Consider the following 24766-nt stretch of genomic DNA (forward strand, 5'->3'; position numbering starts at 1 on the left):
CGCCTACCACTTGACCCGCACGCCGAGCGATCCGTTGATCGAACTCTTCACCTTGGCATCGCCGCCCGAAGACCACAGCTTGCCGATTTCGCCGTACAGGCTGGTCGCCTGGCTCAGCGCCAGCGTGAAGCCGCCTGCGAGTTCGGTGCTGGTGCCGCCGGTGGGTGCCGCGATGTCGGTCGTGGTCGCGCCGTTCACGAAGCGCGCGATGTCGGTGCCGCTCGAGGTCTTGTAGATGTTGACGCGGCCGTACGGCTGCAGCACGCCCACGCCGGTGTCGATCTGACCCTTGACCCGCACGCCCGCGCGGGCGATCCAGCCGCTGTCGGCTTGGGGTTGCGCGATGGCACCGACGATGGCCGAGTTGCCCAGGTCCATGTGGTGGTGGATCAACTGCAGCTGCGGCTCGATGCGCCAGCCGCTGCCGCCGATCGCAAAGGACTGACCCACTTCGATCGAGCCCAGCAAGCTGTTCCCCTTGCCGCCCACGCCGGCGCCGAGCATCGGCTCGACCGTGTAGCGTTGACGGCCCGACTGCACCACGGCATCGGCATAGAAGCCGCTGTCGGCGGTGTAGGTGCCGTACACGCCGACGTACTGGCTGCGCAGGTCGTTGCGGCCCACCGCGAGGTTGCGGATGCCGCTGGCAAAGCCGCTCACGCGGGCATCGCCGTCGAGCTGGCCGACATACAGGCCGGCGCGCCAGTTCGGCGTGGCGAGCAGGTCGGTGCCGGCCTGGAAGCCGGTGAGGCGGCCCTTGCTCGTGGGCGAGACGGTGCCGCCCTGCTGGATGTCGATGTCGGTGGAGAGCACGCGGGCCCAGGCGCGGCGGTCCGATCCCGTCGGTGTGCTCGCGGCGCCCTTCACATCGTCGTCGCCCACGCGCTTGCGCACATCGCCGAGCATCGCGAGGTTGCCCTGGCGCAGCTGGCTCGGCAGTGCGGCGTAGAGCGCAGCCTCCGGTCGGTAAGTGACGACGGGCAAGCCCACCGGCTGGCCCGGCGCCACCGCATCGGTGGTGGAGCGCAGGTACCAGCTCTCGCCCGCGCCCTTCGCATCGGCGGCATGCAGGCGGTACTCGTAGGCGCCTGCGTCGACGTGGCCGCCGGCCAGCGAGAAGGCGTCCTTCGTGGTCTGCGCGGTGCTGGTCGCGCCGTTCTGCGCGGTGATGACCTCAATGCCGTTGCCGCTCGTGAGTGCGCCCAGGCCGCCGAGGTTGCCGATCTGCACCTGGGTCTTGCCGCTGGCGACGGCGGTGGGGCCGTCGAGCACGAGGCGGTCGGAGGGGCCGGTGCCGTTGAGTGCCGTGCTCAGCTTGAGCACGCCGTTGTTGCCAACGTAGGCGCCCTTGACGGTCAGCGTCGTACCTGCGGTCACAGCGGCCAGCGACACGGTGCCGCTGTTCGCCAGCGATGCCACGGTCTGATTGAAGCCCGCCAGGTCGAGCGTGGCACCTGTGGCCACGCTGTGCGCAGAAGCCGCGCTCAGCGTGTTCACCGCGCCGGCCTTCAACGTGCCCTGCGCCACGTTCGTCGCACCGGTGTAGGTGTTGGCGCCCGACAGCGTCAGCGTGCCCGTACCCTGCTTGGTGATGAATCCACCGCCGCTGATGGCACCGCTCAGCGTGCCGCTGAACGCACCGGTATCGATGACCGGGTCGTTGTTGCCCGTCAGCTTGATGGTGTTGGCAATCGTCAGGCCGTTCGCGCTGAAGCCCAGCGTGGTGTCGTCGTCCATCGACAGCGTGCCGGTGCCCAGTGCCTGGCTGTGGCCCACGTTCAGGCGGCCCTGGCGCAAGGCGGTCCCGCCGGTGTGCGTGTTCTCGCCCGACAACGTGAGCGTGCCCGTGCCGACCTTGACGAGCGAGCCACCGACGCCGGAGATCACGCCCGAGATTTCGGTGTCGGTGTTCAGGGCGCCCGTGGTCAGCGCTTTCGCGCCAAGCAGCACCCGGCCTGCGCCTTCGAGCGAACCGATGGTGGTGCCCGGCGTGCCGAGTTTGGACAGGAAGACCGTGCCACCGGCCTTGTTCACCACGCTCGCCTGGGCGGCCGTTGCGTTGTCGCGCATGTCCAGCGTCCCGCCAGCCTCGTTGACGATGGTCGCCTGCTCGGCGGAGGCATCGTCCCAGAGGTTGGTCGCGCCGCCGGCGAAGTTGGTGATGTGGGCCTTGCCCGCCTTGGCGTCGAACCAGACCGTGACCTGGCCGCCGCGGTTCTCGATGGTGGCGTTGCCGGCGGTTGCGTTGCCACGGAAGTCGATCGATCCACCGGCATGCGCCACCAGGGTCGCGCGGCCGGCCGAAGCGTTGTCCTGGAACTGGACGAAGCCGCCGTTGCCCGGCTGGGCGGCGCCCGCCGTGATCTGCAGGCTTTCCGCGTCCGCGCTGCCGCTGAAGACCAGGCCGGCGCCACTGCTCACGCCCACGGGGCCGGTGCCCACCGCGCCTGTCGCGCCCACATTCAACGTGCCGCCATCGATCTGCGTGCCGCCCTTGTAGCTGTTGGCCGAATTGAGCAGCAGCTCGCCGCCGCCGATCTTGCGCAGGCTGCCCGCGCCGCTCATCGTGCCCGCGAAGCTGCCGCTGGCCACCTGGTCGAAGGCCACCCGGGCGTCGTTGACGATGGGGCCGCGCAGGCTGGTGGTGTCGCCCTGCAGCGTGCCGGCGCGCACGAGCGTTCCGCCGGTGTAGGTGTTGGCGCCCTTCAGGATCAGCGTGCCCAGGTCGTCCTTCGTGAGGCCGCCCGCGCCGCTCAGCACCGACGCGATGGTGGCCTGCATCTGCGCCCCCGAGGCCGTGCCGTCGCCGACCTTGATGACGGTGTTGGCATTGCCCAGCGTCAGTGCGTCGCCGGTGACGACATAGCCGCTGGTGGAGAACTGCGCGCCATCGATGCTGATCGCGCCGCCCGTGTTGTCCACCCGGACCGTGCCGGCCGCGCCGCCGAACAGCGCGAACTGGTTCTGCTGCCAGCCGGTGTTGGTCTTGCCGTTGGCGCCGGTCCAGCTGTCGGACGGATCGTTGAGGGTGGAGTTGCCGATGCGCCAGGTGCCGGAGCCGCCGCTGATCGTGCCGTCGTTGTAGGTGGAAGCGTCGCCGCTCGCGCCGTCCCAGAAGCCGAGCGACACGCCCTTGCTGTTGATCAGGTTGATCTCTCCAAGCACGGACGACTGCACGTGCAGGTCACCGGCTGTCGTGCCCGCGGGCGCGGTGCCGATGTTCAGGCCGTTGTCGATCAGCGAACCGGAGTAGCTGATCAGGCGGTACAGGCCGGGTCCGAAGGTGCCGCCGGCCGATTGCGCCACGTTGAGCGTGCCGTCGAGCACGAGGCCGCCGTTGACCTTGACGAGGTCGTTGAGCGGGCCACCCGGCACGCCCGCCTGGCCCAGCTCGTAGCTCAGGAAGGCGCCGGGGTCGAAGCGCAGCATGCCGGTGGTCAGCGTGCCGAGGTTGCTGCCCGGTGCGAGCGTCGCGCCGTTGGCGATGGTGACCTGGCCCGCGATGCTGCCGCCGCCGCTGAGCGTGGCGCCGTTCTTGACCTGCACCGTGCTCGTGCCCGTGGCGCTGCCGGTGGTGTTGTTCACGCGCAGCGTGCCGGCGTTGACCTCGGTCGCGCCGCTGTAGGTGCTGGCGCCCGTCAGTTCCAGCACGCCCACGCCGCTCTTGGACAGGGTGCCGGAGCCGCTGATGACGCCTGCGTAGCTCAGGCTGTCCGCGCGGTCGAAGACCAGGTCGCCGTCGTTGGCGATGTTCCCTGCGATGCTGCCGGTGGTGCCACCCGCGCCGATCTGCAGGATGTTGCCGGCCACGACGGTGGTGGTGCCCGTGAAGGTGTTGTCGCCGGTCAGGGTCAGCTTGCGTGCTCCCTTCTGCAGGAGGCTGCCGGTGCCGCTGATGTTGCCGGCGAAGGTGGTGTCGGCGCTGCGGTTGAACACCAGCGCGGCGTTGTTGGCGATGTTGCCGACGATGCTGCCGCTGTCGCGGATCTCCAGGATGCCGGCGTTGAGGGTCGTGCCGCCGGTGTAGGTATTGGCAACCTCAAGGCTCAGCGTGCCCGCGCCCTCCTTGACCAGGGTTCCTCCACCCGTGATTTCCGCGCGCACCGCCAGCGTGGCGGCCTGGGCGTCGAACACGTTGTTGCCAGCACCCAGGCCGATCTTGTAGCCCGCGCCAGGCGTGAGGGTCAGCTGGCTGCCGCTCGCACCACCGCGGTAGGTGACACCGGCAACGGTGACGTTGTCGCCCAAGGTCACGGTGTAGCTGCCAGTGGCATCGCTGCCCGCCGCGAACACGGCGCTCGAGCCGTCGATCCACGCCACGGTCGGGCCAACTCCGCCCGCGTCGACGTTCCAGAAGCGCTGCGCATTCGTACGGCCCCACACGCCCGATGGCGCGCTGCCGCCCGCGCCAGCCGATGTGCCGTCCAGGTCCCAGTAGTAGGTGCCGGCAGCCAAGGTTACCGGCGTCAGGCGCAGGGTCGTGTTGCCATCAGACGGGAGGCCACTCGAGTACCCAGCCACGTACGACGTGTAGCCCCCGAGCGCGCTCGCCAGGCTTCCGCCCCAGGCGACTTGGCCGCCTTGCCCCGCCAGGATGGCGGCCAAGCCCGCGTCATTGAGCGCCACGGTCAGCGCGCTGGAATTCGGCGTCGAAGGCGACACCTCGGCTTGGCCGATGGCGAGGCCGCTTCCCAGTTCGTCGAACCTCGCGAGGTCGACGCCGGGAGAGGAGAGCCCTGGAATGTCGCCCGTGTACCGGTGGAATTGCAGCACCGTGCCTGCGGCCGGTATGCCACCCAGGCTGAAGGCATTGAACTGAAACGCCGCCGTGATCACCTGGTCCGGCGCCAGGGACAGGTTCGGTACGTTGAAGACAAAGTACGACCGGTAATTTCTGCAGGCAGAAGTGCAATCCGAGCCCGTGACGTAGTTGTAGTTCCCCACCACATGAGGATCGACATCGCTCTGCCACCCCCGGTCGGACGTGTTGAGCATGATGTCCGGCACTGCGGCTGCGGCGCCCACCCCGGCCAGCAGTCCCGCCGCCGCCAGCACAACACCGCCCGCGAGCTTGCCGCGTGCGCGCGTGAGTTCGGAAACAGCCACCCAGGCCCCCAACGACGAGTTCCAGAGGCTGCGATGTGCTTTGTTCATGGGGAGAAAAACCTTGAAAAGAGAGGCCGACTGCACCAAAAATGGGCAAATCGTCAGGAAACGTTTATTTTTGTAAATAAACTGTTTCCGACCTATCACCAGAACTGGTTATTCATGCACCCCGTCGCCTTGCTGGGTTTTCGGAAACTTCCGAACGTCCAGCAATCCGGCGCGACAATCCGCCGCATGGCCACCGCACCCGAACTCCCTCCCCTCAACCGCCAGTTCGTCGCCCATTTCGGCGAAATGGGCAGCAAGTGGGGCATCAACCGCACCGTCGGACAGATCTACGCGCTGATCTTCTTGTCGGAGCGCGCGCTCAATGCCGACGAGATCGCCGAGCTGCTGGAGTTCTCGCGCTCCAACGTGAGCATGGGCCTGAAGGAGCTGCAGGCCTGGCGCCTCGTGCACCTGCGCCACCACGCGGGCGATCGCCGCGAGTACTTCGAGGCGCCCAAGGACGTGTGGGAAATCTTCCGCGTGCTGGCCGAGGAGCGCCGCCGCCGCGAGATCGAACCCACGCTCTCGATGCTGCGCAACGCGCTGCTCGAATCGCCCACGAGCGACGCCGAGCGCCACGCGCAGGCCCGCATGCGCGAGATGCACGACCTGATCGACCGGCTGATGAAGTGGTTCGACGACGTGCAGCGCCTGGCGCCCGAGACTGCGATGCAGCTCATGGGCATGGGCGCGACGGTGACGAAGGTGCTGACGCTGAAAGACCGCCTCACGGGCGGTGCGTCGAAGAAGAGCAAGGGCCCCGCGGGCGAAGACTGAGCCGCGCGGGACGAAGAGCTACACCTTCACAGCCGTTCCTGCCCCTGCGGGGCTTCCGGCAGGCCGAGCTTTTCCTTGCGGATAGCCTCGTCGTCCATGAGTTCGTACCACATGGCGTTGAGCACGGCGAAGGCGGCTGCCAGCGGCAGGCCGAGGATCCAGGCGAAGTACCACATGTCTTTTTCCTTCCCGTTTCAGTAGGCGTGTCCGCTCTCGTCGCGGATGGCTTGTTCGTCGACCTTGCCCCACAGCACGTGGTAGACCCAGGTGGTGTAGGCCACGATGATCGGGATGAAGATCGCGGTGACCACCAGCATGATGAACAGCGTCAGGTGGCTCGACGACGAATCCCACACCGTGAGGCTGGCGCGCGGGTCGATCGACGAGGGCAGGATGAACGGGAACATCGACGCGCCCACGCTCAGGATGATGCCGGCGATGCCCAGCGCCGCCGTGAGCAGCGCGAACCCCGGCCGGCGCAGCACCAGCCCGAGCAGCGCGCCCAGCGTGCCGACGAAGCCCGCCGCCGGCGCGGCGATGGTCCAGGGGTGCGCCGCGTAGTTGCCCATCCAGGCACCGGCATGCAGTTCGACGGTCTTGAGCATCGGGTTCGACGGGCCCACCGCGTCGACCACGCTGCTGATGCGAAAGCCCCCGATGCCCATGGCCAGCCACACGCCGGCCAGCGCGTAGAACACGAGCGTGAGCACCGCCGCGACCATGCCGTAGCTGCGCGCCCGCTCGGCCACCGGCCCGGCGGTCTTGAGCAGCAGCCAGGCCGCGCCGTGCATCACCAGCATCGCCACCGACACCAGCCCGCAGAGGATGGCGAAGGGGTTCAGCAGGCCGAAGAAGCTGCCGTCGTAGAAGATGTGCATGTCGGCGCCGAAGCGGAACGGCACGCCCTGCAGCACGTTGCCCACGGCCACGCCGCAGATCAGCGCGGGCACGAAGCCGCTGAAGAACAGCACGCCGTCCCAGCGCGCGCGCCACTGCGGCGACTCGCGCTTGCTACGGAACTTGAAGGCCACCGGCCGCAAAATCAGCGCCGACAGGATCACGAACATCGCCAGGTAGAAGCCCGAGAACGACACCGCGTACAGCTGCGGCCAGGCCGCGAAGACGGCGCCCCCGCCCAGGATGAGCCACACCTGGTTGCCCTCCCACACCGGGCCCACGCTGTTGATGACCACGCGCCGCTCGATGTCGTTGCGCGCGGCAAAGGGCAGCAGCATGCCGGCGCCCAGGTCGAAGCCGTCGGTCACCGCGAAGCCGACCAGCAGCACGCCGATCAGCAGCCACCAGATGAAGCGCAAGGTGTCGTAGTCGAGGAGTGTGTGGAGGATCATGCGGCGCTCCCGGTCGAGGCAGAAGAGGAAGACGTGGCGGCACGCGCCGGCGGAATGTGCGAGCGTGCATCGCCCTCGGTGGGCGCATGCTCGACCTCGGGCCCCTTGCGGATGGCCTTGAGCATCAGCTTCATCTCGATGATGAGCAGCGTGGTGTAGATCGCGATGAAGCCCGCGAGCGTGATCAGCAAGGTCGTCACGCCCAGGTTCGACACGGCCACCGCGGTCGGCAGCACGCCCTCGATCACCCAGGGCTGGCGACCGAACTCCGCCACCAGCCAGCCGGATTCGATGGCGATCCACGGCAGCGGAATCGCCCACACCGCCACCTTGAGCAGCCAGCGGTGGCGGTCGAGCGCACGGCGCGCCGACAGCACGAAGAAGGTGCCCGTCAGCAGGATCAGCAGCATGCCGATGCCCACCATCACGCGGAACAGCCAGAACAGCGGCGCCACCTGCGGCACGGTGTCCCACGCGGCCTTGGCGATCTGCTCGTCGGTGGCCTGGCGCGGGTCGTCCACGTAGCGCTTGAGCAGCAGCGCGTAGCCCATGTTGATGCCGTTGTCCTCGAAGTCGCCGCGCACGCCCTGCGTGACCTTGTCGGCACCGCCGGCCTCGCGGATCTTCTGCAGCGCGTCGTAGGCCTTCAGGCCCTCGCGGATGCGGGCCTCGGCGCGCTTCACGAGCTCGTCGATGCCGGGCATCACGGTGTTGAGCGAGCGCGTGCCGATGAGGCCCATCACCGCCGGGATGTGGATCGCGTAGTGCGTCTCGCGCGCCTTCTGGTCGGGGAAGCCGATCACGGTGAAGGCGGCGGGCGCGGGCTGCGTCTCCCACATGCCTTCGATGGCGGCCAGCTTCATCTTCTGGTGTTCGCCCGAGAGGTAGCCGCTCTCGTCGCCGAGCACCGCCACCGACAGCGCGGCGGCCAGGCCGAACGATGCGGCCACGGTCATCGAGCGCTTGGCCAGTTCGATGTGGCGGCCCTTGAGCAGGTACCACGCCGACACGCCGAGCACGAACACCGCGGCGCACACATAGCCGGCCGACACGGTGTGCACGAACTTGGCCTGCGCCACCGGGTTGGTCAGCACGGCGGCGAAGTCGGTCACTTCCATGCGCATGGTCGCGGGGTTGAAGGCCGCGCCCACGGGGTTCTGCATCCAGCCGTTGGCGATGAGGATCCACAGCGCCGAGAAGTTGGAGCCGATGGCCACGGCCCACGTCGCGGTCAGGTGACCGACCTTCGAGAGCTTGTCCCAGCCGAAGAAGAACAGGCCCACGAAGGTCGCCTCCATGAAGAAGGCCATGAGCCCTTCGATGGCCAGCGGCGCACCGAAGATGTCGCCGACGTAGTGGCTGTAGTAGCTCCAGTTCATGCCGAACTGGAACTCCATCACGATGCCGGTGGCCACGCCCATCGCGAAGTTGATACCGAACAGCACGCCCCAGAACTTGGTCATGTCGCGCCAGATGACGCGCCCGGTCATCACGTAGACCGTCTCCATGATGGCCAGGATGATCGACAGTCCGAGCGTCAACGGCACGAACAGGAAGTGGTACAGCGCCGTCACGGCGAACTGCAGGCGCGAGAGCGCGACGATGTCAAGGTCCATGGGGGCTTCCTTTATGTGTTCTGTTCGTTCGGTCGGTACGGGCTCGGGTCAATCAGGCCGCAGGCTGCGCAGTGCGGCCTCGAAGGCCTCCGTGCCACGGCGCAGGTCGGCGACGATGCGGCCCTGCGCCATGCACATGAGGCGGTCGGCCAGCGCGGCTTCGCGGCGCAGGTGCGTGGCGATCAGCAGCGTGCGCGCGCCGGCCTGCTGCGACAGGCGCTGCAGCACGTCGTGCGCGGTGGCGGCGTCGAGCGCCTCGGTCGGTTCGTCGAGCAGCCACAGCGGCACGGGCCGCAGCAGCAGCCGCGCGAGCGCGAGCCGGCGCGACTGCCCGCCCGAGAGGCCGAGGCCGCCTTCGCCCAGGCGCGTGTCGAGGCCGTTGGCCAGCGCGCGCACGTCGACATCGAGGCCGGCGGCGTGCAGCACGGCCCACAGGCGCTCGTCGCTCGCTTGCGGATCGGCCAGGCGCAGGTTGTCGCGCAGGCTGTCCTGGAAGAGTTCGGTGCGCTGGGTCAGCAGGCAGGCCGGTTGCGCCTGCACGTGGCCGGCACGTGGCGTGAGGTCGCCGGCAATCACGGAGAGCAGCGTGGACTTGCCTGCGCCACTGGCGCCGATCAGTGCGACGCGCTCGCCGGCGTTCAGGTTCAGCGACACGCCGCTGAGCACTTCGACGAGGCTGCCGGGGTGCATGACGGTGAGCTGGTCGACCTGCACCGCCGCCGTCTGCGCGGTGCGAGCGGGGCGCGCGCCCTCTTCCACCAACGGGTCCAGCCGTGGAGCCAACCGGCGCACGGCCAGCCAGGTGCGTCCTGCATCGAGCGCGCCACGCCGCAGCGCCGCGAACGGTTCGGTAGCGGTCAGTGCGATCAGCAGTGCGAGCGCCGCGCCGGGGGCGCCGATGACACCTTCGCTCACCAGCGCGCCCACGGCCAGCAACACGCCGACCAGCGTCAGCGTGCCCGCGCTGCCGTAGGCGAAACCGGCCGCGGCTTCGAGCTTGTTCAGCGCGAGGTCGGCCTGCGCGAGGTGCGCGTCGGCATTCATGAGCGCGGCGCGCTGGGCGTCGAGCCGGCCTGCCATCGCGAGGTCGGCCTGGCCTGCGACCAGGTCCACGGCCCGTGCGCGCAGCGCTTCCACGGCATGGGCGCGCTGCCGCGCCGGCTGCCGCGCACGCCGCGCGATGAGGAACGCCAGCCCCCAGCCGACGGCGCAGAGCCAGAGCGCGATCGCCACGCCCATCCCCACATGCATGAAGCCGAGCACGATGCCCGCCAGCAGCGCCGCGCCCAACGCCGCAGCGGCGGGCACGAACAGGCGCAGGTAGAGCGACTCGAGCGCGTCGATGTCGGACGTGAGACGGAACAGCAGCCGCGCCGGCCGCATCAGCAGGTCGCGCGCGGCCTCGGGGCGCGCCCAGCCGCGGAACAGCCGCACGCGCAGTTCGGCAAGCACGGCGAAGGTGGCGTCGTGCGTGACCAGCCGCTCGCCGTAGCGCGACCCCGTGCGCCCGAGCGCCAGCAGCCGGATGCCGGCCGAGGGCATGAAGACATCGAAGGTGAAGGCCGTGGCCGCATGCAGGCCCGCGAGCGCGGTCGCGGTGATGAACCAGCCCGACAGGCCCAGCAGCGCCATGCCCGCGAGCACGGTGACGGCCGCGAGCAGGCAGCCCAGCAGCAAGGCGCGCGGCTGGGTCGCGAGGAAGGGACGCAGCACGAGGCGCAGGTCGCGCCAGCGCGGGGAATGGGTGGCGCGGCGGCTCATGCGGCCTTCTCCACCAGCGGCTCGGGGCCGAGGCTCACCGTGCGGTCCATGCGCGCGGCCAGCACCGGATCGTGGGTCGAGACGATCAGCGTCCGGCCGCGGGCGAGCGCCACCAGTGCGTCGGCCACGCGCGCGGCGGTGGCGGTGTCCAGATGGGCCGTGGGCTCGTCGGCCAGGATCAGGTCGGCATGCGGATGCACCGCGATGCGCGCCAGCGCCAGCCGCACGGCCTCGCCGCCCGACAGGCCGCTGCCGCCCTCGCCCAGCGCGGTGCCGGGATGGGCCTGCGCCACGTCGTCGAGCGCCGCGAAACGCATCGCCTCGGCCACCTCGGGCGCGCCGACGTCGGCACGGCCCAGCGCCACGTTGGCTTCGACCGATCCGGCGAAGACGTGGGGCTTTTGCCCCATCCACGCCGTGCGCTGGCGCAATGCGGCGGCCGTGTGCTCGGTGAGCGGCACGCCGCCGATGGCGATCTCGCCGCGCGTGGCGGGCATCAGCCCGGCCAGCAGCGAGAGCAGCGCGGTCTTGCCCGATCCGCTCGGGCCGGCCAACGCGACATGCTCGCCGGCACCGATGCGCAGTTCGTACCCGTCGAAGAGCGGTGTCGACTCGCCGGGCCAGGAGAAATGCAGTCCGTGGACCGTCACCGCAGGCGCAGCCCCTGCCCCAGCAGCGCCGGTCGCTGCGCGCGTGACCGCGACACCCGCGCCGGGCAATGGCAGCGCGCCGCCTTGCAGGTCATCGAGCGCCTGCAGCGCCGCCTCGCCCGCCGCGCGGTCGTGCCAGACCGCCGACAGCTCGCGCAGCGGCTCGAAGAAGGCCGGCGCCAGCAACAGCACGAACAGGCCTTCGCCCAAGCTGAGCTGTTGGCCCCAGGCACCGAAACCGAGCGAGCCCAGCAGGTGGAAACCGACGTAGACCGCGACCAGCGCCACGCCCAGCGCGGAGAACAGCTCCAGCACGGCGGACGACAGGAACGCGATGCGCAGCACCGCCATCGTGCGCTGGCGCAGCGACTGGGCGGAGGCGCCGAGCCGGTCGGCCGTGGCATCGACCGCGTCCAGCGCGCGCAGCGTGGCCAGGCCGCGCAGGCGGTCGAGCAGGAAGGCGTTCATGCCGCCCATCTCGACCATCTGCGCCTCGCTGGCCGCCTTGGCGCGCCAGCCGACGATGGCCATGAAGATCGGGATCAGTGGCGCCGCCACCAACAGCACCAGCGCCGCGGCCCACGAGAACCAGGCCACGGCCGCGAGCAGGAAAAGCGGCACCACCGTCGCACGCCAGCGTGCGGGCTGGTAGCGCACGAGGTACGGCACCAGCGCCTCGGCCTGTTCGGCGAGCACGCTGGCCGCAAGGCCGGAGGGCGCGCGTTCGCGGTCGAGCGGTGAACCGGCCGCCAATGCGGCTGCGGTCTGCGCGCGCAAGGCCGTCAGCTGCGCCCGCGCGCGTCCGAAGGTGCGGCGCACGCCCCAGGCTTCGCAGCCCGCGCGCAGCAGGCCGAGCAAGAGGATGCCCGCCGCTGGCCACAGCACGGCCGCCATGCCCTCGCCGTTGGCCAGGCCCTGCACCGCCATCGCCAGCAGCGCCGCCTGCGGCAACCAAGCGAGCGCCGCGACGCCTTGCACCACGCTGCCGATGTCGGGCGACGTGAAAGCCTTCAACGGCGATCGTGGCGGTGATGGTTCTGTCATTCCTTGAGTTTGTGTATTTTCAGTATTTACTGAAAGATTCACAATCATACACAACAGGGGCAGTTCGCGCAGACTGCCCGCTCTGAAGCCCGAAGGCAACAGATTTGCAAAGGAATGGGAAGAAAAAGGGCCGCACCGCAGCGGGTGCGGCGCGCTTCAGTACGACACGATGAGGCCGCTGACGAGCAATGCGGCAAAAAGTGTGCAGACGCTGCGCAGCGAGGCCGGCCGGGCTTCGACCCCGCGGTACAGCAGCACCGCGGCGCCCACCGACAGGCCGAAGGTCGCGACCATGCCCAGCAGGTCGACCCACGGCCCATGCGGCCCCAGGCCCGCCACCAGCGCATTCACGGCGAGCAGCACCGGGAAATGGATCAGGAACAGCGAATACGAAATGCGCCCCAGCTGCTGCAGCGGCACGGCCGCCGCGGGCCAGTGCGCGGGCGACAACCACTGCCGGCGCTGCGCCACCGCGATCAGCAGCGCGGTCACCAACGCGATGGCGATGCGGCTGCGCCAGTCGATGGCGAGCGCGCCCGCCCCCACCAGCGCCAGCAGCGCGACGGCGCTGCACCAGGTGCTGGTGCGCGTGGCGCGGCCGACCCAGAAGGCCAGCATGCCGAGCCCGTAGGCGCCGAAGAAATAGAACGCCGTTTCGTCCAGCCGCGCCTGCCGGTTGAACAGCGCGAGCGACGCCACGGCCACGATGAACACCAGCGCCACCGGCGCCCAGCGCGCGGCCGAAGTGGGTTGTCGCAGCACGGCGGGCAGCCCGACCAGCGCGAGCGCCAGTGCGAACAGCTGGAAGTCGATGGCCACGTACCAGACACCGGTCGACAGCGACTCGTAGTTCAGCAGGTCCTGCAGCAGCAGCCCGTGAGCCAGCAGCTGACCGAGGCTCGGCTCGGCCGGCACCACCTCTTCACCCAGCCATGGCCGCGCCACTTCGGCTACCAGCACGCAGACCGTGAGTGCCGCAAGGTACGGCATGACCAGCCGGCCGTAGCGCTGGAAGATCCGCGAGAGCGGCCGGTCCACGCGCAGCACGCCGTCGGGCGCCAGGCTCGCCGTGGCCAGAAAGCCGGCGATCACGAGGAAGACCTGCACCGCGAGCCGGCCGTCGTTCGCCAGCCAGCCGAAGAAATCGGGCGCCAGCACCTGCGCGCCGGCTGGCATCGGGCCGTAGCGCGCCAGGTGATGCCCGACGATCAGCGCACAGGCCAGGCCCTTGACCACGTCCAGCAGCGGCATGCGCCCCTGCCGCGCGGGCACGGCCCCGCCGCCACCGCTCGCAGCGGAGGTCAATGCCGGTGCGTGCGAACCGTTCAAAGTGCCAATCGCTGTCGTGCTTCCTGGTATTCGCGCTTGAGCTTCTCGATGAAGGCGCCCGCGCTCGCCACTTCGGTGATCGCGCCGATGCCCTGGCCCGAGCCCCAGATGTCCTTCCAGGCCTTGGCCTTGCTGCCTTCGCCGCCGCCGAAGTTCATGGTCGTCACGTCGCCTTCGGGCAGGTTGGCCGGGTCCATGCCGGCCTTGACGATGCTGGGTGCCAGGTAGTTGCCGTGCACGCCGGTGAACAGGCTCGAATAGACGATGTCGTCCGAGTTGCCGTCCACGATGGCCTGCTTGTACTCCTCGCTCGCACGCGCCTCTTCGGTCGCGATGAAGGCGGTGCCGATGTAGGCGAAGTCGGCGCCCATGGCCTGCGCCGCGAGCACCGCGCCGCCGGAGGCGATGGAGCCCGACAGCGCGATCGGGCCGTCGAACCACTGGCGGATTTCCTGCACCAGTGCGAACGGACTCTTCACGCCCGCATGGCCGCCGGCACCGGCCGCCACGGCGATGATGCCGTCGGCGCCCTTCTCGATCGCCTTCTGCGCGAACTTGTTGTTGATGATGTCGTGCAAGGTCACGCCGCCGTAGCTGTGCACCGCGTCGTTCACGTCGGTGCGCGCGCCCAGCGAGGTGATCACGATCGGCACCTTGTACTTCACGACCATCTCCATGTCGTGCTCCAGGCGGTCGTTGCTCTTGTGCACGATCTGGTTGATGGCGAAGGGCGCGGCCGGCTTGTCCGGGTTGGCCTTGTTGTAGGCCGCCAGCTCCTCGGTGATCTCGATCAGCCACTCTTCGAGCTGGGCGGCCGGGCGGGCGTTGAGCGCCGGCATCGAGCCGACCACGCCGGCCTTGCATTGCGCGATCACGAGCTTGGGGTTGCTGATGATGAACAGCGGCGAGCCGATGATCGGCAGCGGGAGGTTCGCGAGAACAGAAGGCAGCTTGGACATGTCGTCTCCGGGAAGGGGTTCGGTTTTATAAGAGCAAGGGGCCGCTGCCGCCCGTCAGATCGGCGACAGCGGCGTGTGCGTCAGAACGCTTCGAGCGCCAGCGCCGTGACGCTCTCGGCGCCTTCGACGATGCTGTCGCGGATGCCCGGCACCTTGTTCAGGATGTGCTCGGCGTAGAAGCGCGCGGTGGCGATCTTGGCCTGCATGAAGGCGACGTCGACGTTGTGCGAGGCCTGGTCCTGCGCCACGATCAGCGAGCGCGCCAGCTGCCAGCCAGCCACGAGGTTGCCCGCCAGCATGAGGTACGGCACGCTGCCCGAGAACACGGCGTTGGGCGAAGCCTTGGTCTGGCCGGCGACGAAGTCGACCACGTCGATGAAGGCCAGGCGCGCAGCGGTCAGGCGCTTGAGGACGGCTGCGGCCGCGGCGCTGTCGCTCTTGGCGAGTTCGGCCTCGGTCTTCTCGATCTGCGCGGCGATGGCCTTCGCGGTCTGGCCGCCGTCGCGCGCGGTCTTGCGGCCCACGAGGTCGTTGGCCTGGATCGCGGTGGTGCCTTCGTAGATCGTGAGGATCTTCGCGTCGCGGTAGTACTGCGCCGCGCCGGTCTCCTCGATGAAGCCCATGCCGCCGTGCACCTGCACGCCCAGCGAGGTCACTTCGAGGCTCATCTCGGTGCTGTAGCCCTTCACCAGCGGCACCATGAATTCGTAGAAGGCCTGGTTCTGCTTGCGCGCGTCGGCATCGGGATGGTGGTGCGCGGCGTCGTAGGCGGCAGCAGCCACCGAGGCCATCGCGCGGCAGCCCTCGGTGTAGGCACGCATCGTCATCAGCATGCGCTTCACATCCGGGTGGTGAATGATGGGTGCGCTGGCGTTGATCGAGCCATCGACCGGGCGGCTCTGCACGCGGTCCTTGGCGTAGGCGACGGCGTGCTGGTAGGCACGCTCGGCAATCGCGATGCCCTGCATGCCCACGGCGTAGCGGGCCGAGTTCATCATGATGAACATGTACTCGAGGCCGCGGTTTTCCTGGCCCACGAGGTAGCCGACAGCGCCGCCGTGGTCGCCGTACTGCAGCACGGCGGTCGGCGAGGCCTTGATGCCCATCTTGTGCTCGATGCTCACGCAGTGCACGTCGTTGCGCGCGCCCAGCGAACCGTCGGCGTTGACCATGAACTTCGGCACCACGAACAGGCTGATGCCCTTCACGCCCTCGGGCGCGCCGCTCACGCGAGCCAGCACGAGGTGCACGATGTTCTCGGCCATGTCGTGCTCACCGTAGGTGATGAAGATCTTGGTGCCGAACACCTTGTAGGTGCCGTCAGGCTGCGGCTCGGCGCGGCTGCGCACCATGGCCAGGTCGCTGCCGGCCTGCGGCTCGGTGAGGTTCATCGTGCCGGTCCACTGGCCGCTCACGAGCTTCTCGAGGTAGATGGCCTTGAGCTCGTCGGAGCCGGCGGTGAGCAGCGCTTCGATGGCGCCGTCGCTCAGCAGCGGGCACAGCGCGAAGCTCATGTTGGCCGAGTTGAGCATTTCGCCGCAGGCCGCGCCGATGGTCTTGGGCAGGCCCTGGCCGCCGAAGTCCGCCGGATGCTGCAGGCCCTGCCAGCCGCCCGACACGTACTGCGCGAAGGCGTCCTTGAAGCCCTTGCTGGTGGTGACTTCGCCGTCCTTGAAGGACGAGGGGTTGCGGTCGCCTTCGACGTTCAGCGGCGCCACCACGTCCTGGTTGAAGCGCGCGCACTCTTCGAGCACAGCCTGTGCAGTTTCGAGGCCGGCGTCTTCGAAGCCGGGCAGCTTGGCGATCTCGCCGATGTTGGCCAGGTGTTCGATGTCGAACAGCATGTCCTTGAGGGGGGCGGTGTAGCTCATGTCTTCTCTCCAGGGGCCGCGGTGGGGGGCGGCAGATGTAAAAAAGGCATCGCGAACGATGCCTTCTGGCTCAATGCGTTGAAGCGATCAGAGCGCCTTCACGAGTTCCGGCACGGCCGTGAACAGGTCGGCCACGAGACCGTAGTCGGCCACCGAGAAGATCGGCGCTTCTTCGTCCTTGTTGATCGCGACGATGACCTTCGAGTCCTTCATGCCGGCCAGATGCTGGATCGCACCCGAGATGCCTGCGGCGATGTACAGCTGCGGCGCGACGATCTTGCCGGTCTGGCCCACTTGCCAGTCGTTCGGGGCGTAGCCTGCGTCCACTGCGGCGCGGCTGGCGCCCAGGCCGGCGTTGAGCTTGTCGGCCAGCGGTGTCATCACTTCGTTGAACTTCTCGGCGCTGCCCAGGGCACGGCCACCCGAGACGATGATCTTGGCGGCGGTGAGTTCGGGGCGGTCGCTCTTGGTGACTTCACGGCCCACGAAGGCGCTCTTGCCGCTGTCGGCCACGCCTTCAGCCGTTTCAACGGTGGCGCTGCCACCGGTGGCGGCTGCGGCGTCGAAGCCGGTCGTGCGCACGGTGATCACCTTGGTGGCGTCGGTGCTCTGCACGGTGGCGATGGCGTTGCCGGCGTAGATCGGGCGCTCGAACGTATCCGGGCTGTCGACCTTCGTGATGTCGGAGATCTGCGCCACATCCAGCTTGGCGGCCACGCGCGGTGCGACGTTCTTGCCGTTGGCAGTCGAGGGGAACAGGATGTGGCTGTAGTTGCCGGCGATCGCCAGCACTTGGGCTGCGACGTTCTCGGCGAGGTTTTCTGCCAGCGATGCGCTGTCGGCGGCGATCACCTTGGACACGCCGGCGATCTGCGCGGCGGCCTTGGCGGCTTCGGCGGCGTTGGCACCGGCCACGAGGATGTGGACGTCGCCACCGCAAGCCAGGGCTGCGGTCACGGTGTTGAGGGTGGCCGGCTTGATGCTGGCGTGGTCGTGTTCGGCAATGACGAGTGCGGTCATGTTCGTTTCTTCCTCAGATCACTTTGGCTTCGTTCTTGAGCTTGTCCACCAGGGTGGCAACGTCGGGCACCTTGATGCCGGCGCCACGCTTCGGGGGCTCGCTGACCTTGAGGGTCTTCAGGCGGGGCTTCACGTCCACACCCAGGTCTTCTGGCTTGAAGGTGTCCAGCTGCTTCTTCTTGGCCTTCATGATGTTGGGCAGCGTCACGTAGCGCGGCTCGTTCAGGCGCAGGTCGGTCGTGATGACCGCGGGCAGCGTGAGCGTCAGCGTTTCCATGCCGCCGTCGACTTCGCGTGCGACGGTGACCTTGTCAGCTGCGAGGTCGACCTTCGAGGCGAAGGTGGCTTGCGGCAGGTCGGCCAGTGCAGCCAGCATCTGGCCGGTCTGATTGGCGTCGTCGTCGATGGCTTGCTTTCCCAGGATGATCAGCTGGGGCTGTTCCTTGTCGACCAGTGCCTTGAGCAGCTTGGCCACGGCCAGCGGCTGCAGCTCTTCAGCGGTCTCGACCAGGATGCCGCGGTCGGCGCCGATGGCCATCGCGGTGCGCAGGGTTTCCTGGCATTTGGCATCGCCGCACGAGACGGCGATGACTTCGGTCACGATGCCCTTTTCCTTCAGCCGAACCGCTTCTTCGACAGCGATTTCGTCGAAGGGGTTCATGCTCATCTTGACGTTGGCAATGTCCACCCCGGTGCCGTCGCTCTTGACGCGCACCTTCACGTTGTAATCGACGACCCGTTTGACAGGCACAAGAACCTTCATTGACTTGACTCCATTGGATTGCAAAAAGGGGGGCTTCGAGAGCAGCCGGCCATTTTAGGACGCCGGCCTTGGCTGCCTCTCCATTCTTCTTGTCGGCCTCAAGGGCTGAAAAAAGAACGATCGTGCTTTTTCGTGATTATAAAACAGCGGGAGGCGCTGCGGCCATTCCCGCCGGCAAAGATTCCACTCGCAGCACCCGCTGCGGATAGGGAATGTCAATGCGGGCGGCCCGCAGTCCTTCGAGGATGGCGATGTTGATGGCCGAGCGCACGTTGTCCTTGCCCTTGTCAGGGTCGGCGACCCAGAAGTTCAGGCTGAACTCCAGGCCGTCGGGCGCGAAGGTGACGAGGTAGGCCACGGGTGCCGGGTCGGTCATGACGCGCGGCTGGGCCTTGGCGGCGTCGCACAGGATGCCCTGCACCTGCGCCACGTCGCTCTCGTAGCCGACCACGATGTTGGTCGTGATGTTGAACTTGCGATCGGCCAGCGACAGGTTTTCGACACGGCCGGTGATGAGCGACTCGTTCGGCACGATCGCCTCGCGCCCGTTGCCCGCGCGGATGAGCGTGTAGCGCGTCTTGATGTCGGTGATGCGGCCTTCGAAGGTGTCGACCTTCACGTTGTCGCCGATGCGGATCGAGCGCTCCAGCAGGATCACGAAACCGCTCACGTAGTTGGCCGCCAGCTTTTGCAGGCCGAAGCCCAGGCCCACGCCGAGCGCGCCGCCCAGCACCGACAGCGCCGTGAGGTCGACCCCCACCGCCGACAGCGCGAACAAGAGGCCGATCAGCAGCAGGAAGGCGCGCACCGCGTTCGACGCCACCTTGCGCATCGACAGGTCGCTCACGGCCTCGCGCAGGATGCGCTTCTCGATGGTGCTGGAGATCCACAGCGCGATCATCAGCACCAGCCCGGCCGACAGCGCGCCCTGGATGATGGTCTGCAGGCTCACGCGGGTCTTGCCGAAGGCCAGCGTGATGTCGTCCAGTTCGGCCAGCACCGGCGGCAGCAGCCCGACGATCCACAGCACGGCGGCGATCCAGGCCAGCCAGGAGATGGTGCGCTCGATCAGCCGCACCAGGCTCGAGGTCGGGAACACGGCCCGCAGCACCCGCGCGAACAGCCGGATGACCGCCAGCGACAGGAACACCGGCACGGCGATGCGCAGCACCAGCACCACGGGCAGCAGGTCGAGCGCCAGGCGACGCGCAATGCCGGTGAGCACCAGCGCGAGCAGCGGAAACAGCAGGCCGTCGAAGGTGCGCTCGCCGAACCAGATCGAATCCTTGGGCTGGTCGCGCCCGAACCATTTGCACACCGCCCATGCCACGCCCACGCAGGCCACGAGCACGGCGAGTTCGATGCTCAGGCCGTGCGCGTCGACCTGTCGCAGGCGCTGGAGGAAATCGTCGAAATTGAAATTCATCGGTGAAAGAAACAGGGCGCCCCGCGGGCGCCAACCGGGTTACAGGTCCGCCAGCACGCGGATGTGCGCTTCCACGCTGCGCGCCAGGGCGTCCAGGTGGTAGCCGCCTTCGAGCAGCGAGACGATGCGCCCGCGCGCATGGCGCTTGGCGACATCGCGCACGCGGCCGGTGATCCAGGCGAAGTCGTTTTCGTTGAGGCCGAGCTGGCCCAGCTCGTCCTCGCGGTGGGCGTCGAAACCGGCGCTGATGAACACCATCTGCGGCTTGAAGGCCTCGAGCCGGGGCATCCAGATCGCCTCGACCAGCTCGCGCACGTCCATGCCCTTGGTGTAGGCCGGGATCGGCAGGTTGAGCATGTTCGAGGCCGGGTGCTCGGTGCCGCTGTACGGATAGAACGGGTGCTGGAAGAACCCGACCATCAGCACGCGCGGGTCGTTCGACAAGATGTTCTCGGTGCCGTTGCCGTGGTGCACGTCGAAATCGACGATGGCCACGCGGTCCAGGCCGTGCACCTCGAGCGCGTGCCGCGCGGCAATGGCCACGTTGTTGAAGAAGCAGAAGCCCATGGCCTGCTCGCGGCAGGCATGGTGGCCCGGCGGGCGCACGGGGCAGAAGGCGTTCTCGATCTCGCCGGCCATCACGGCGTCGGTGGCCGCCACGGCAGCGCCCGCTGCGCGGCGCGCGGCCAGCAGGGTGAAGCGGGTCAGCACGGTGTCGGGGTCGACCTGCGCATGGTCGGGGCCGCCGGCGGGCGCATCGGCCACGAGGCGCTGCTGCAACTCCTCGAGGTGTTCGACATGCGCGTGGCTATGGGCCCGGGTGATCTGTTCCAGCGTGGCCAGGGGCACCTCGCCCCGCGCCAGCGCGTCGCCGACGCCGGTCAACAGCAGCCGGTCTTCGATGGCATCCAGCCGCTCGGGGCATTCGGGATGCCCGTTGCCCATGTCGTGCTTCCAGAAGTCGCGATGCGTGAAGTAGCCTGTCTTGCCCATCTCTCGCCGTGTCTCGTGTCGTCGCGTCTAGACCTCACGCAGCATGGGGCCGCAAGGTCTTACGGTATCGTTTGCATATGGATACAAATATGGACGTTGCTGCGAAGCTAGCCACTTTGCTGAGTCAGCTTAACACGGTGATTGTTGGCAAAGAGGCCCAGGTGCGCGACTGCGTGGCCTGTCTGCTGGCAGGCGGGCACCTGCTGATCGAGGACGTGCCGGGGGTCGGCAAGACCACCCTGGCCCATGCGCTCTCGCACACCTTCGGCCTGCAGTTCTCGCGCGTGCAGTTCACGGCCGACCTGATGCCGGGCGACCTGTCGGGCGTGGCGATCTACGACCGGGGACAGCAGGCCTTCGTGTTCCACCCCGGGCCTATCTTTGCGCAGGTGCTGCTGGCCGACGAAATCAACCGCGCCAGCCCCAAGACCCAGAGCGCACTGCTCGAGGCGATGGAAGAAAAGCAGGTCACGGTCGAGGGCGAGACCCGCCCCCTGCCCTCGCCCTTCTTCGTGATCGCCACGCAGAACCCGCAGGACCAGCTCGGCACCTTCGCGCTGCCCGAGTCGCAGCTCGACCGCTTCCTGATGCGCATCTCGCTGGGCTACCCCGACCGCGCGGCCGAGCGCCAGCTGCTGGCCGGCGCCGACCGCCGCGAGATGCTCGCCGGCCTGCCCGCGATGCTGACCGCCGGCGAACTCACCGCCCTGCAGCAGCGCGTGCAGCAGGTGCATGCGGCCGAGCCGCTGCTGAACTACCTGCAGGACCTGATCGCCGCGACCCGCTCGGGCCGCTGGTTCCTGCAAGGCCTGTCGCCGCGCGCCGGCATCGCCGTGCTGCGCGCCGCCAAGGCGCAGGCGCTGCTGGCCAACCGGAACTACGTGGCGCCCGACGACGTGCAGGCCGTGCTGCCGCAGACCATCGCGCACCGCCTCACGCCCGTGGGCGATGCCGGTCGCGGCGCCGTCGAACAGGTGCGCGCCATGATCGCCGAGGTGCCGCTGCCGTGAGCCCTGTCGGCGTCCTGCGCTCGCGCATCGACGGCTGGTTCCTCTCGCGCCGGCCCCCGTCCGACACGCTCGAACTCACCCAGCGCAACGTCTACATCGTGCCCACGCGTGCCGGCTGGACGCTGGCGGCCACGCTGCTGGTGCTGCTGGTGGCGTCGATCAACTACCAGCTCAACCTGGGCTATCTGCTGACCTTCCTGCTGGCCGGCAGCGTCGCCGTGGGCATGCACGTGTGCCACGCCACGCTGCGCGGGCTGGCGCTGCGCATGGTCCCGCCCGAAGCGCAGTTCGCCGGCGCCGCGGCGGTGCTGCGCGTGGTGCTGCACAACGAACGGCGCAGCGTGCGCTACGGCATCGGCATGGCGGTGCGCGGCAGCGGCCAGTGGGCCTGGACCGACGTGCCCGCCGAAGGCACGGCCACGGTGGAGATCGCCTTCCAGCCCGAACGGCGCGGCCTGCACCCGGTGCCGCCGCTCACCGCCGAGACGCGCTTTCCGCTCGGCACCTTCCGCGTCTGGACCGTCTGGCGCCCGGCCGCGCAGCTGCTCGTGTACCCGACGCCCGAAGCCCATCCGCCGCCGCTGCCGGCGGGCGAGCCGCTCTCGGGGCCCGCCGCCGCGTCGGCCGCGGTGCGGGCACAGAACGCCGGCGAATACGACGGCGTGCGCGCCTACCGGCGCGGCGACCCGCTCAAGCTCGTGGTCTGGAAGAAGGCCGCCCGCGCGCAGGCCAACGGCTCCGAAGACCTCGTGAGCCGCGACACGCAGCACACGCAGCGCGAAGAGCTCTGGCTCGACGCGCACGCCGCCGCGCTGCCCGACATCGAGGCCCGCCTGTCGCGCCTGTGCGCCTGGGTGCTGATGGCCGACCGGCTCGGCGTGGACTACGGCGTGCGCGTCGCCGGCCGCACGGTGAAACCGTCGCAGGGCGAGGCGCACCGGCGCGCCTGCCTCGAGGCGCTGGCGCTGTGCGCGTGAACGGGGTCGCCGCATGAACCGGGTCGTACGCGAACTCACCGCACTGCCGAGGGACGCACGGGACACGCTGTTCCTGCTGTGCGTCATCGGCCTCATCCTGCTGCCGCAGGTGAACGAGCTGCCCTGGTGGTGCTCGGCCATCACCGCCATGGTGCTGCTGTGGCGCGCCTCGCTGGCGGTGCAGGCGCGCCCGCTGCCCAGCAAGTGGTGGCGCCTCGCGCTGCTGGCGCTGGCGCTGGCCGGCACCTACGCCACCCACCGCACGCTGCTGGGCCGCGACGCGGGCGTCACGCTGGTCGTGTGCCTGCTGGCGCTCAAGACGCTGGAGCTGCGCGCGCGGCGCGACGCCTTCGTGGTCTTCTTCCTGGGCTTCTTCGCGATGCTCACGAACTTCTTCTATTCGCAGTCGCTGCTCACCGCCTTCACCATGCTGCTGGCGCTGCTGGGCCTGCTGACGGCGCTGGTCAACGCCCACATGCCGGTGGGCCGGCCGCCGCTGATGCAGGCCGCGCGCATGGCCGGCTGGATGGCGCTGGCGGGGGCACCGGTGATGCTCGCGCTGTTCCTGCTGTTCCCGCGCTTCGCGCCGCTGTGGGGCACGCCCGGCGACGCCATGGCCGGGCGCACCGGCCTGTCGAACACGATGCGGGTCGGCACCATCGCCGAGCTGGCGCTCGACGGGAGCATCGCGGCACGCATCAAGTTCGACGACAACCGCGCGCCGCCGCAGAGCCAGCTGTACTTCCGCGGCCCCGTGCTGGCGCAGTTCGACGGCCGCGAGTGGACCGCACTGCCGACCTGGGCGCGCAGCGGGCAGGCGATGCCGAACCTGCGCACGCGCGGTGAGCCGGTGCGCTACGAGGTCACGCTCGAAGCCAGCCAGCGCCCGTGGCTGCTCACGCTCGACGCTGCGCCACGTGCGCCCGAGGTGCCCGGCTACGAGGTCACCGGCACGCCCGACCTGCAGTGGTTCGTGAACCGGCCGATCATGGACCTCGTGCGCTACCGCGCCGAGAGCCACCCGCAGTTCCAGAGCGGCCCAATAACGCGCACCGGCGGCCGGCTGCAGCCCTACCTGGCGCTGCCGCCCGGCAGCAACCCGCGCACCGCCGCCCTCGCCGCCCAGATGCGTGCCGACCCCGCGCTGGCCGGCGCCGATGCCAACGCCTTCGTGCAGGCCGCCTTGCAACGCCTGCGCACCGGCGGCTACACCTACACGTTGGAGCCCGGCGTGTATGGCAACGAGACCGCCGACGAGTTCTGGTTCGACCGCAAGGAAGGCTTCTGCGAGCACATCGCCTCGGCCTTCGTGGTGCTGATGCGCCACCTGCAGATTCCGGCGCGCATCGTCACCGGCTACCAGGGCGGCGAGCTCAACAACGTCGACAACTACTGGGTGGTGCGCCAGAGCGACGCGCACGCCTGGGCCGAGGTGTGGCAAGAAGGCGCGGGCTGGGTGCGCGTCGACCCGACCGGCTCGGTCGCGCCGGGGCGCATCGGGCAGTTCCAGCGCCTCACGCCGCAGCCCGGCCTGCTGGCCGGCGCCATCGGCGTCATGAGCCCGACGCTGGTACAGAACCTGCGCGCCGCCTGGGAGGCCGTGAACAACGGCTGGAACCAGTGGGTGCTCAACTACACGCAGAGCCGCCAGCTCGACCTGCTCAAGACCCTCGGCTTCAACGCCCCGAGCCTGGAAGACCTGGGCTACGTGCTGCTGTACCTGCTGGTGGCCGCGAGCCTGGCCGGCGCCGGCTGGACGCTGTGGGAGCGCAGCCGGCACGACCCGTGGCTGCGCCTGCTGGGCCGGGCCCGCGCGCGCCTGGCCAAGGCCGGCCTGCCGCTGCCCGAGACAGCGCCGCCGCGCCAGATGGCCCAGGCCGCCGACGCCCGCTTCGGGCCCGCCGCGCAGGCCGTGCGCGACTGGCTGCTCAAACTCGAAGCCCAGCGCTACGCGCCCGCCGCATCCGGCCCATCGGCCTCGCTCGCCGCGCTGCGCGCCGAGTTCCGCCGGCTGCCTTGGCCGCCCGCACCGCCGCGCGCCTGAAGCGCGGCTGCAACCACATGTGT

Annotated in this window: 17 protein-coding genes; 4 read left to right on the forward strand and 13 right to left on the reverse strand. The window is 69.1% G+C overall.

What is annotated here, in order from left to right; genetic code table 11:
- Window positions 1–3: 3 nt before the first annotated feature.
- Window positions 4–5154 (reverse strand): autotransporter outer membrane beta-barrel domain-containing protein, encoded by a 5151-nt coding sequence (locus tag AC07XP_RS09675; RefSeq protein ID WP_495264517.1) that lies wholly within the window; start codon window positions 5152–5154, stop codon window positions 4–6.
- Window positions 5155–5340: 186 nt separating this feature from the next.
- Between AC07XP_RS09675 and AC07XP_RS09680 the strand changes: the two genes are divergently transcribed.
- Window positions 5341–5931, forward strand: coding sequence for a GbsR/MarR family transcriptional regulator (locus tag AC07XP_RS09680; RefSeq protein ID WP_101494040.1), 591 nt, complete (start codon window positions 5341–5343; stop codon window positions 5929–5931).
- A 26-nt stretch (window positions 5932–5957) separates the two neighbouring features.
- Here the strand turns inward: AC07XP_RS09680 and cydX are convergent, their stop codons facing one another.
- The 12 genes from cydX to AC07XP_RS09740 all read right to left on the reverse strand — a co-directional run bounded on the left by cydX (window position 5958) and on the right by AC07XP_RS09740 (window position 20712).
- Entirely contained in the window at window positions 5958–6107 is a 150-nt protein-coding gene (gene cydX, locus AC07XP_RS09685) for a cytochrome bd-I oxidase subunit CydX (protein ID WP_192196187.1), read from the reverse strand.
- Between the two features lie 18 nt (window positions 6108–6125).
- On the reverse strand, window positions 6126–7280 hold the full coding sequence (gene cydB / locus AC07XP_RS09690; RefSeq protein WP_062475791.1) for a cytochrome d ubiquinol oxidase subunit II: 1155 nt from the start codon (window positions 7278–7280) through the stop codon (window positions 6126–6128).
- Window positions 7277–8896: a cytochrome ubiquinol oxidase subunit I gene (locus AC07XP_RS09695; RefSeq protein ID WP_095947372.1), complete on the reverse strand. Its 1620-nt coding sequence runs from the start codon at window positions 8894–8896 to the stop codon at window positions 7277–7279. Before AC07XP_RS09695 ends, cydB begins: the two co-directional genes overlap by 4 nt.
- Before the next feature lie 48 nt (window positions 8897–8944).
- Window positions 8945–10657, reverse strand: a complete 1713-nt coding sequence (gene cydC / locus AC07XP_RS09700; RefSeq protein ID WP_495264518.1) for a thiol reductant ABC exporter subunit CydC — start codon at window positions 10655–10657, stop codon at window positions 8945–8947.
- Entirely contained in the window at window positions 10654–12351 is a 1698-nt protein-coding gene (cydD, locus tag AC07XP_RS09705; protein ID WP_495264519.1) for a thiol reductant ABC exporter subunit CydD, read from the reverse strand. The genes cydC and cydD overlap by 4 nt, the downstream gene beginning before the upstream one ends.
- Before the next feature lie 156 nt (window positions 12352–12507).
- A complete protein-coding gene (locus AC07XP_RS09710) occupies window positions 12508–13602 on the reverse strand; it encodes an acyltransferase family protein (RefSeq protein WP_062482677.1) in 1095 nt (364 codons plus the stop codon).
- Between the two features lie 74 nt (window positions 13603–13676).
- Window positions 13677–14639 (reverse strand): NAD(P)H-dependent flavin oxidoreductase, encoded by a 963-nt coding sequence (locus AC07XP_RS09715; protein ID WP_062482679.1) that lies wholly within the window; start codon window positions 14637–14639, stop codon window positions 13677–13679.
- An 80-nt stretch (window positions 14640–14719) separates the two neighbouring features.
- Entirely contained in the window at window positions 14720–16510 is a 1791-nt protein-coding gene (locus AC07XP_RS09720) for an acyl-CoA dehydrogenase (protein ID WP_495264520.1), read from the reverse strand.
- Window positions 16511–16597: 87 nt separating this feature from the next.
- Window positions 16598–17530: an electron transfer flavoprotein subunit alpha/FixB family protein gene (locus AC07XP_RS09725; protein WP_095744806.1), complete on the reverse strand. Its 933-nt coding sequence runs from the start codon at window positions 17528–17530 to the stop codon at window positions 16598–16600.
- Between the two features lie 13 nt (window positions 17531–17543).
- On the reverse strand, window positions 17544–18293 hold the full coding sequence (locus tag AC07XP_RS09730) for an electron transfer flavoprotein subunit beta/FixA family protein (RefSeq protein ID WP_070060185.1): 750 nt from the start codon (window positions 18291–18293) through the stop codon (window positions 17544–17546).
- Between the two features lie 136 nt (window positions 18294–18429).
- Entirely contained in the window at window positions 18430–19719 is a 1290-nt protein-coding gene (locus AC07XP_RS09735; protein WP_495264521.1) for a mechanosensitive ion channel family protein, read from the reverse strand.
- Window positions 19720–19758: 39 nt separating this feature from the next.
- Window positions 19759–20712, reverse strand: a complete 954-nt coding sequence (locus tag AC07XP_RS09740) for a histone deacetylase family protein (RefSeq protein WP_062482261.1) — start codon at window positions 20710–20712, stop codon at window positions 19759–19761.
- Between the two features lie 89 nt (window positions 20713–20801).
- On the opposite strand from AC07XP_RS09740, the gene AC07XP_RS09745 reads away from it, so the two are divergent.
- Genes AC07XP_RS09745 through AC07XP_RS09755 form a run of 3 tightly spaced genes read left to right on the forward strand, consistent with a single transcriptional unit; the run spans window position 20802 to window position 24743 of the window.
- Entirely contained in the window at window positions 20802–21722 is a 921-nt protein-coding gene (locus AC07XP_RS09745; protein ID WP_062482262.1) for an AAA family ATPase, read from the forward strand.
- The gene (locus tag AC07XP_RS09750; protein ID WP_495264522.1) at window positions 21719–22699 is read left to right on the forward strand and encodes a DUF58 domain-containing protein; all 981 of its coding nucleotides are present in this window, start codon (window positions 21719–21721) and stop codon (window positions 22697–22699) included. Before AC07XP_RS09745 ends, AC07XP_RS09750 begins: the two co-directional genes overlap by 4 nt.
- A 13-nt stretch (window positions 22700–22712) precedes the next feature.
- Complete coding sequence (locus tag AC07XP_RS09755) at window positions 22713–24743, forward strand: transglutaminase TgpA family protein (protein ID WP_495264523.1); 2031 nt, start codon at window positions 22713–22715, stop codon at window positions 24741–24743.
- Window positions 24744–24766: the final 23 nt, after the last annotated feature.

The organism is Variovorax sp. GW531-E2 (assembly GCF_059423125.1).

Excerpts from the sequence above, each read along its gene's own strand:
- AC07XP_RS09675 (WP_495264517.1), bottom strand. The coding sequence starts at position 5,154 with ATGAACAAAGCACATCGCAGCCTCTGGAACTCGTCGTTGGGGGCCTGG.
- AC07XP_RS09680 (WP_101494040.1), top strand. The coding sequence starts at position 5,341 with ATGGCCACCGCACCCGAACTCCCTCCCCTCAACCGCCAGTTCGTCGCC.
- cydX (WP_192196187.1), bottom strand. The coding sequence starts at position 6,107 with ATGTGGTACTTCGCCTGGATCCTCGGCCTGCCGCTGGCAGCCGCCTTC.
- cydB (WP_062475791.1), bottom strand. The coding sequence starts at position 7,280 with ATGATCCTCCACACACTCCTCGACTACGACACCTTGCGCTTCATCTGG.
- AC07XP_RS09695 (WP_095947372.1), bottom strand. The coding sequence starts at position 8,896 with ATGGACCTTGACATCGTCGCGCTCTCGCGCCTGCAGTTCGCCGTGACG.
- cydC (WP_495264518.1), bottom strand. The coding sequence starts at position 10,657 with ATGAGCCGCCGCGCCACCCATTCCCCGCGCTGGCGCGACCTGCGCCTC.
- cydD (WP_495264519.1), bottom strand. The coding sequence starts at position 12,351 with ATGACAGAACCATCACCGCCACGATCGCCGTTGAAGGCTTTCACGTCG.
- AC07XP_RS09710 (WP_062482677.1), bottom strand. The coding sequence starts at position 13,602 with ATGCCGCTGCTGGACGTGGTCAAGGGCCTGGCCTGTGCGCTGATCGTC.
- AC07XP_RS09715 (WP_062482679.1), bottom strand. The coding sequence starts at position 14,639 with ATGTCCAAGCTGCCTTCTGTTCTCGCGAACCTCCCGCTGCCGATCATC.
- AC07XP_RS09720 (WP_495264520.1), bottom strand. The coding sequence starts at position 16,510 with ATGAGCTACACCGCCCCCCTCAAGGACATGCTGTTCGACATCGAACAC.
- AC07XP_RS09725 (WP_095744806.1), bottom strand. The coding sequence starts at position 17,530 with ATGACCGCACTCGTCATTGCCGAACACGACCACGCCAGCATCAAGCCG.
- AC07XP_RS09730 (WP_070060185.1), bottom strand. The coding sequence starts at position 18,293 with ATGAAGGTTCTTGTGCCTGTCAAACGGGTCGTCGATTACAACGTGAAG.
- AC07XP_RS09735 (WP_495264521.1), bottom strand. The coding sequence starts at position 19,719 with ATGAATTTCAATTTCGACGATTTCCTCCAGCGCCTGCGACAGGTCGAC.
- AC07XP_RS09740 (WP_062482261.1), bottom strand. The coding sequence starts at position 20,712 with ATGGGCAAGACAGGCTACTTCACGCATCGCGACTTCTGGAAGCACGAC.
- AC07XP_RS09745 (WP_062482262.1), top strand. The coding sequence starts at position 20,802 with ATGGACGTTGCTGCGAAGCTAGCCACTTTGCTGAGTCAGCTTAACACG.
- AC07XP_RS09755 (WP_495264523.1), top strand. The coding sequence starts at position 22,713 with ATGAACCGGGTCGTACGCGAACTCACCGCACTGCCGAGGGACGCACGG.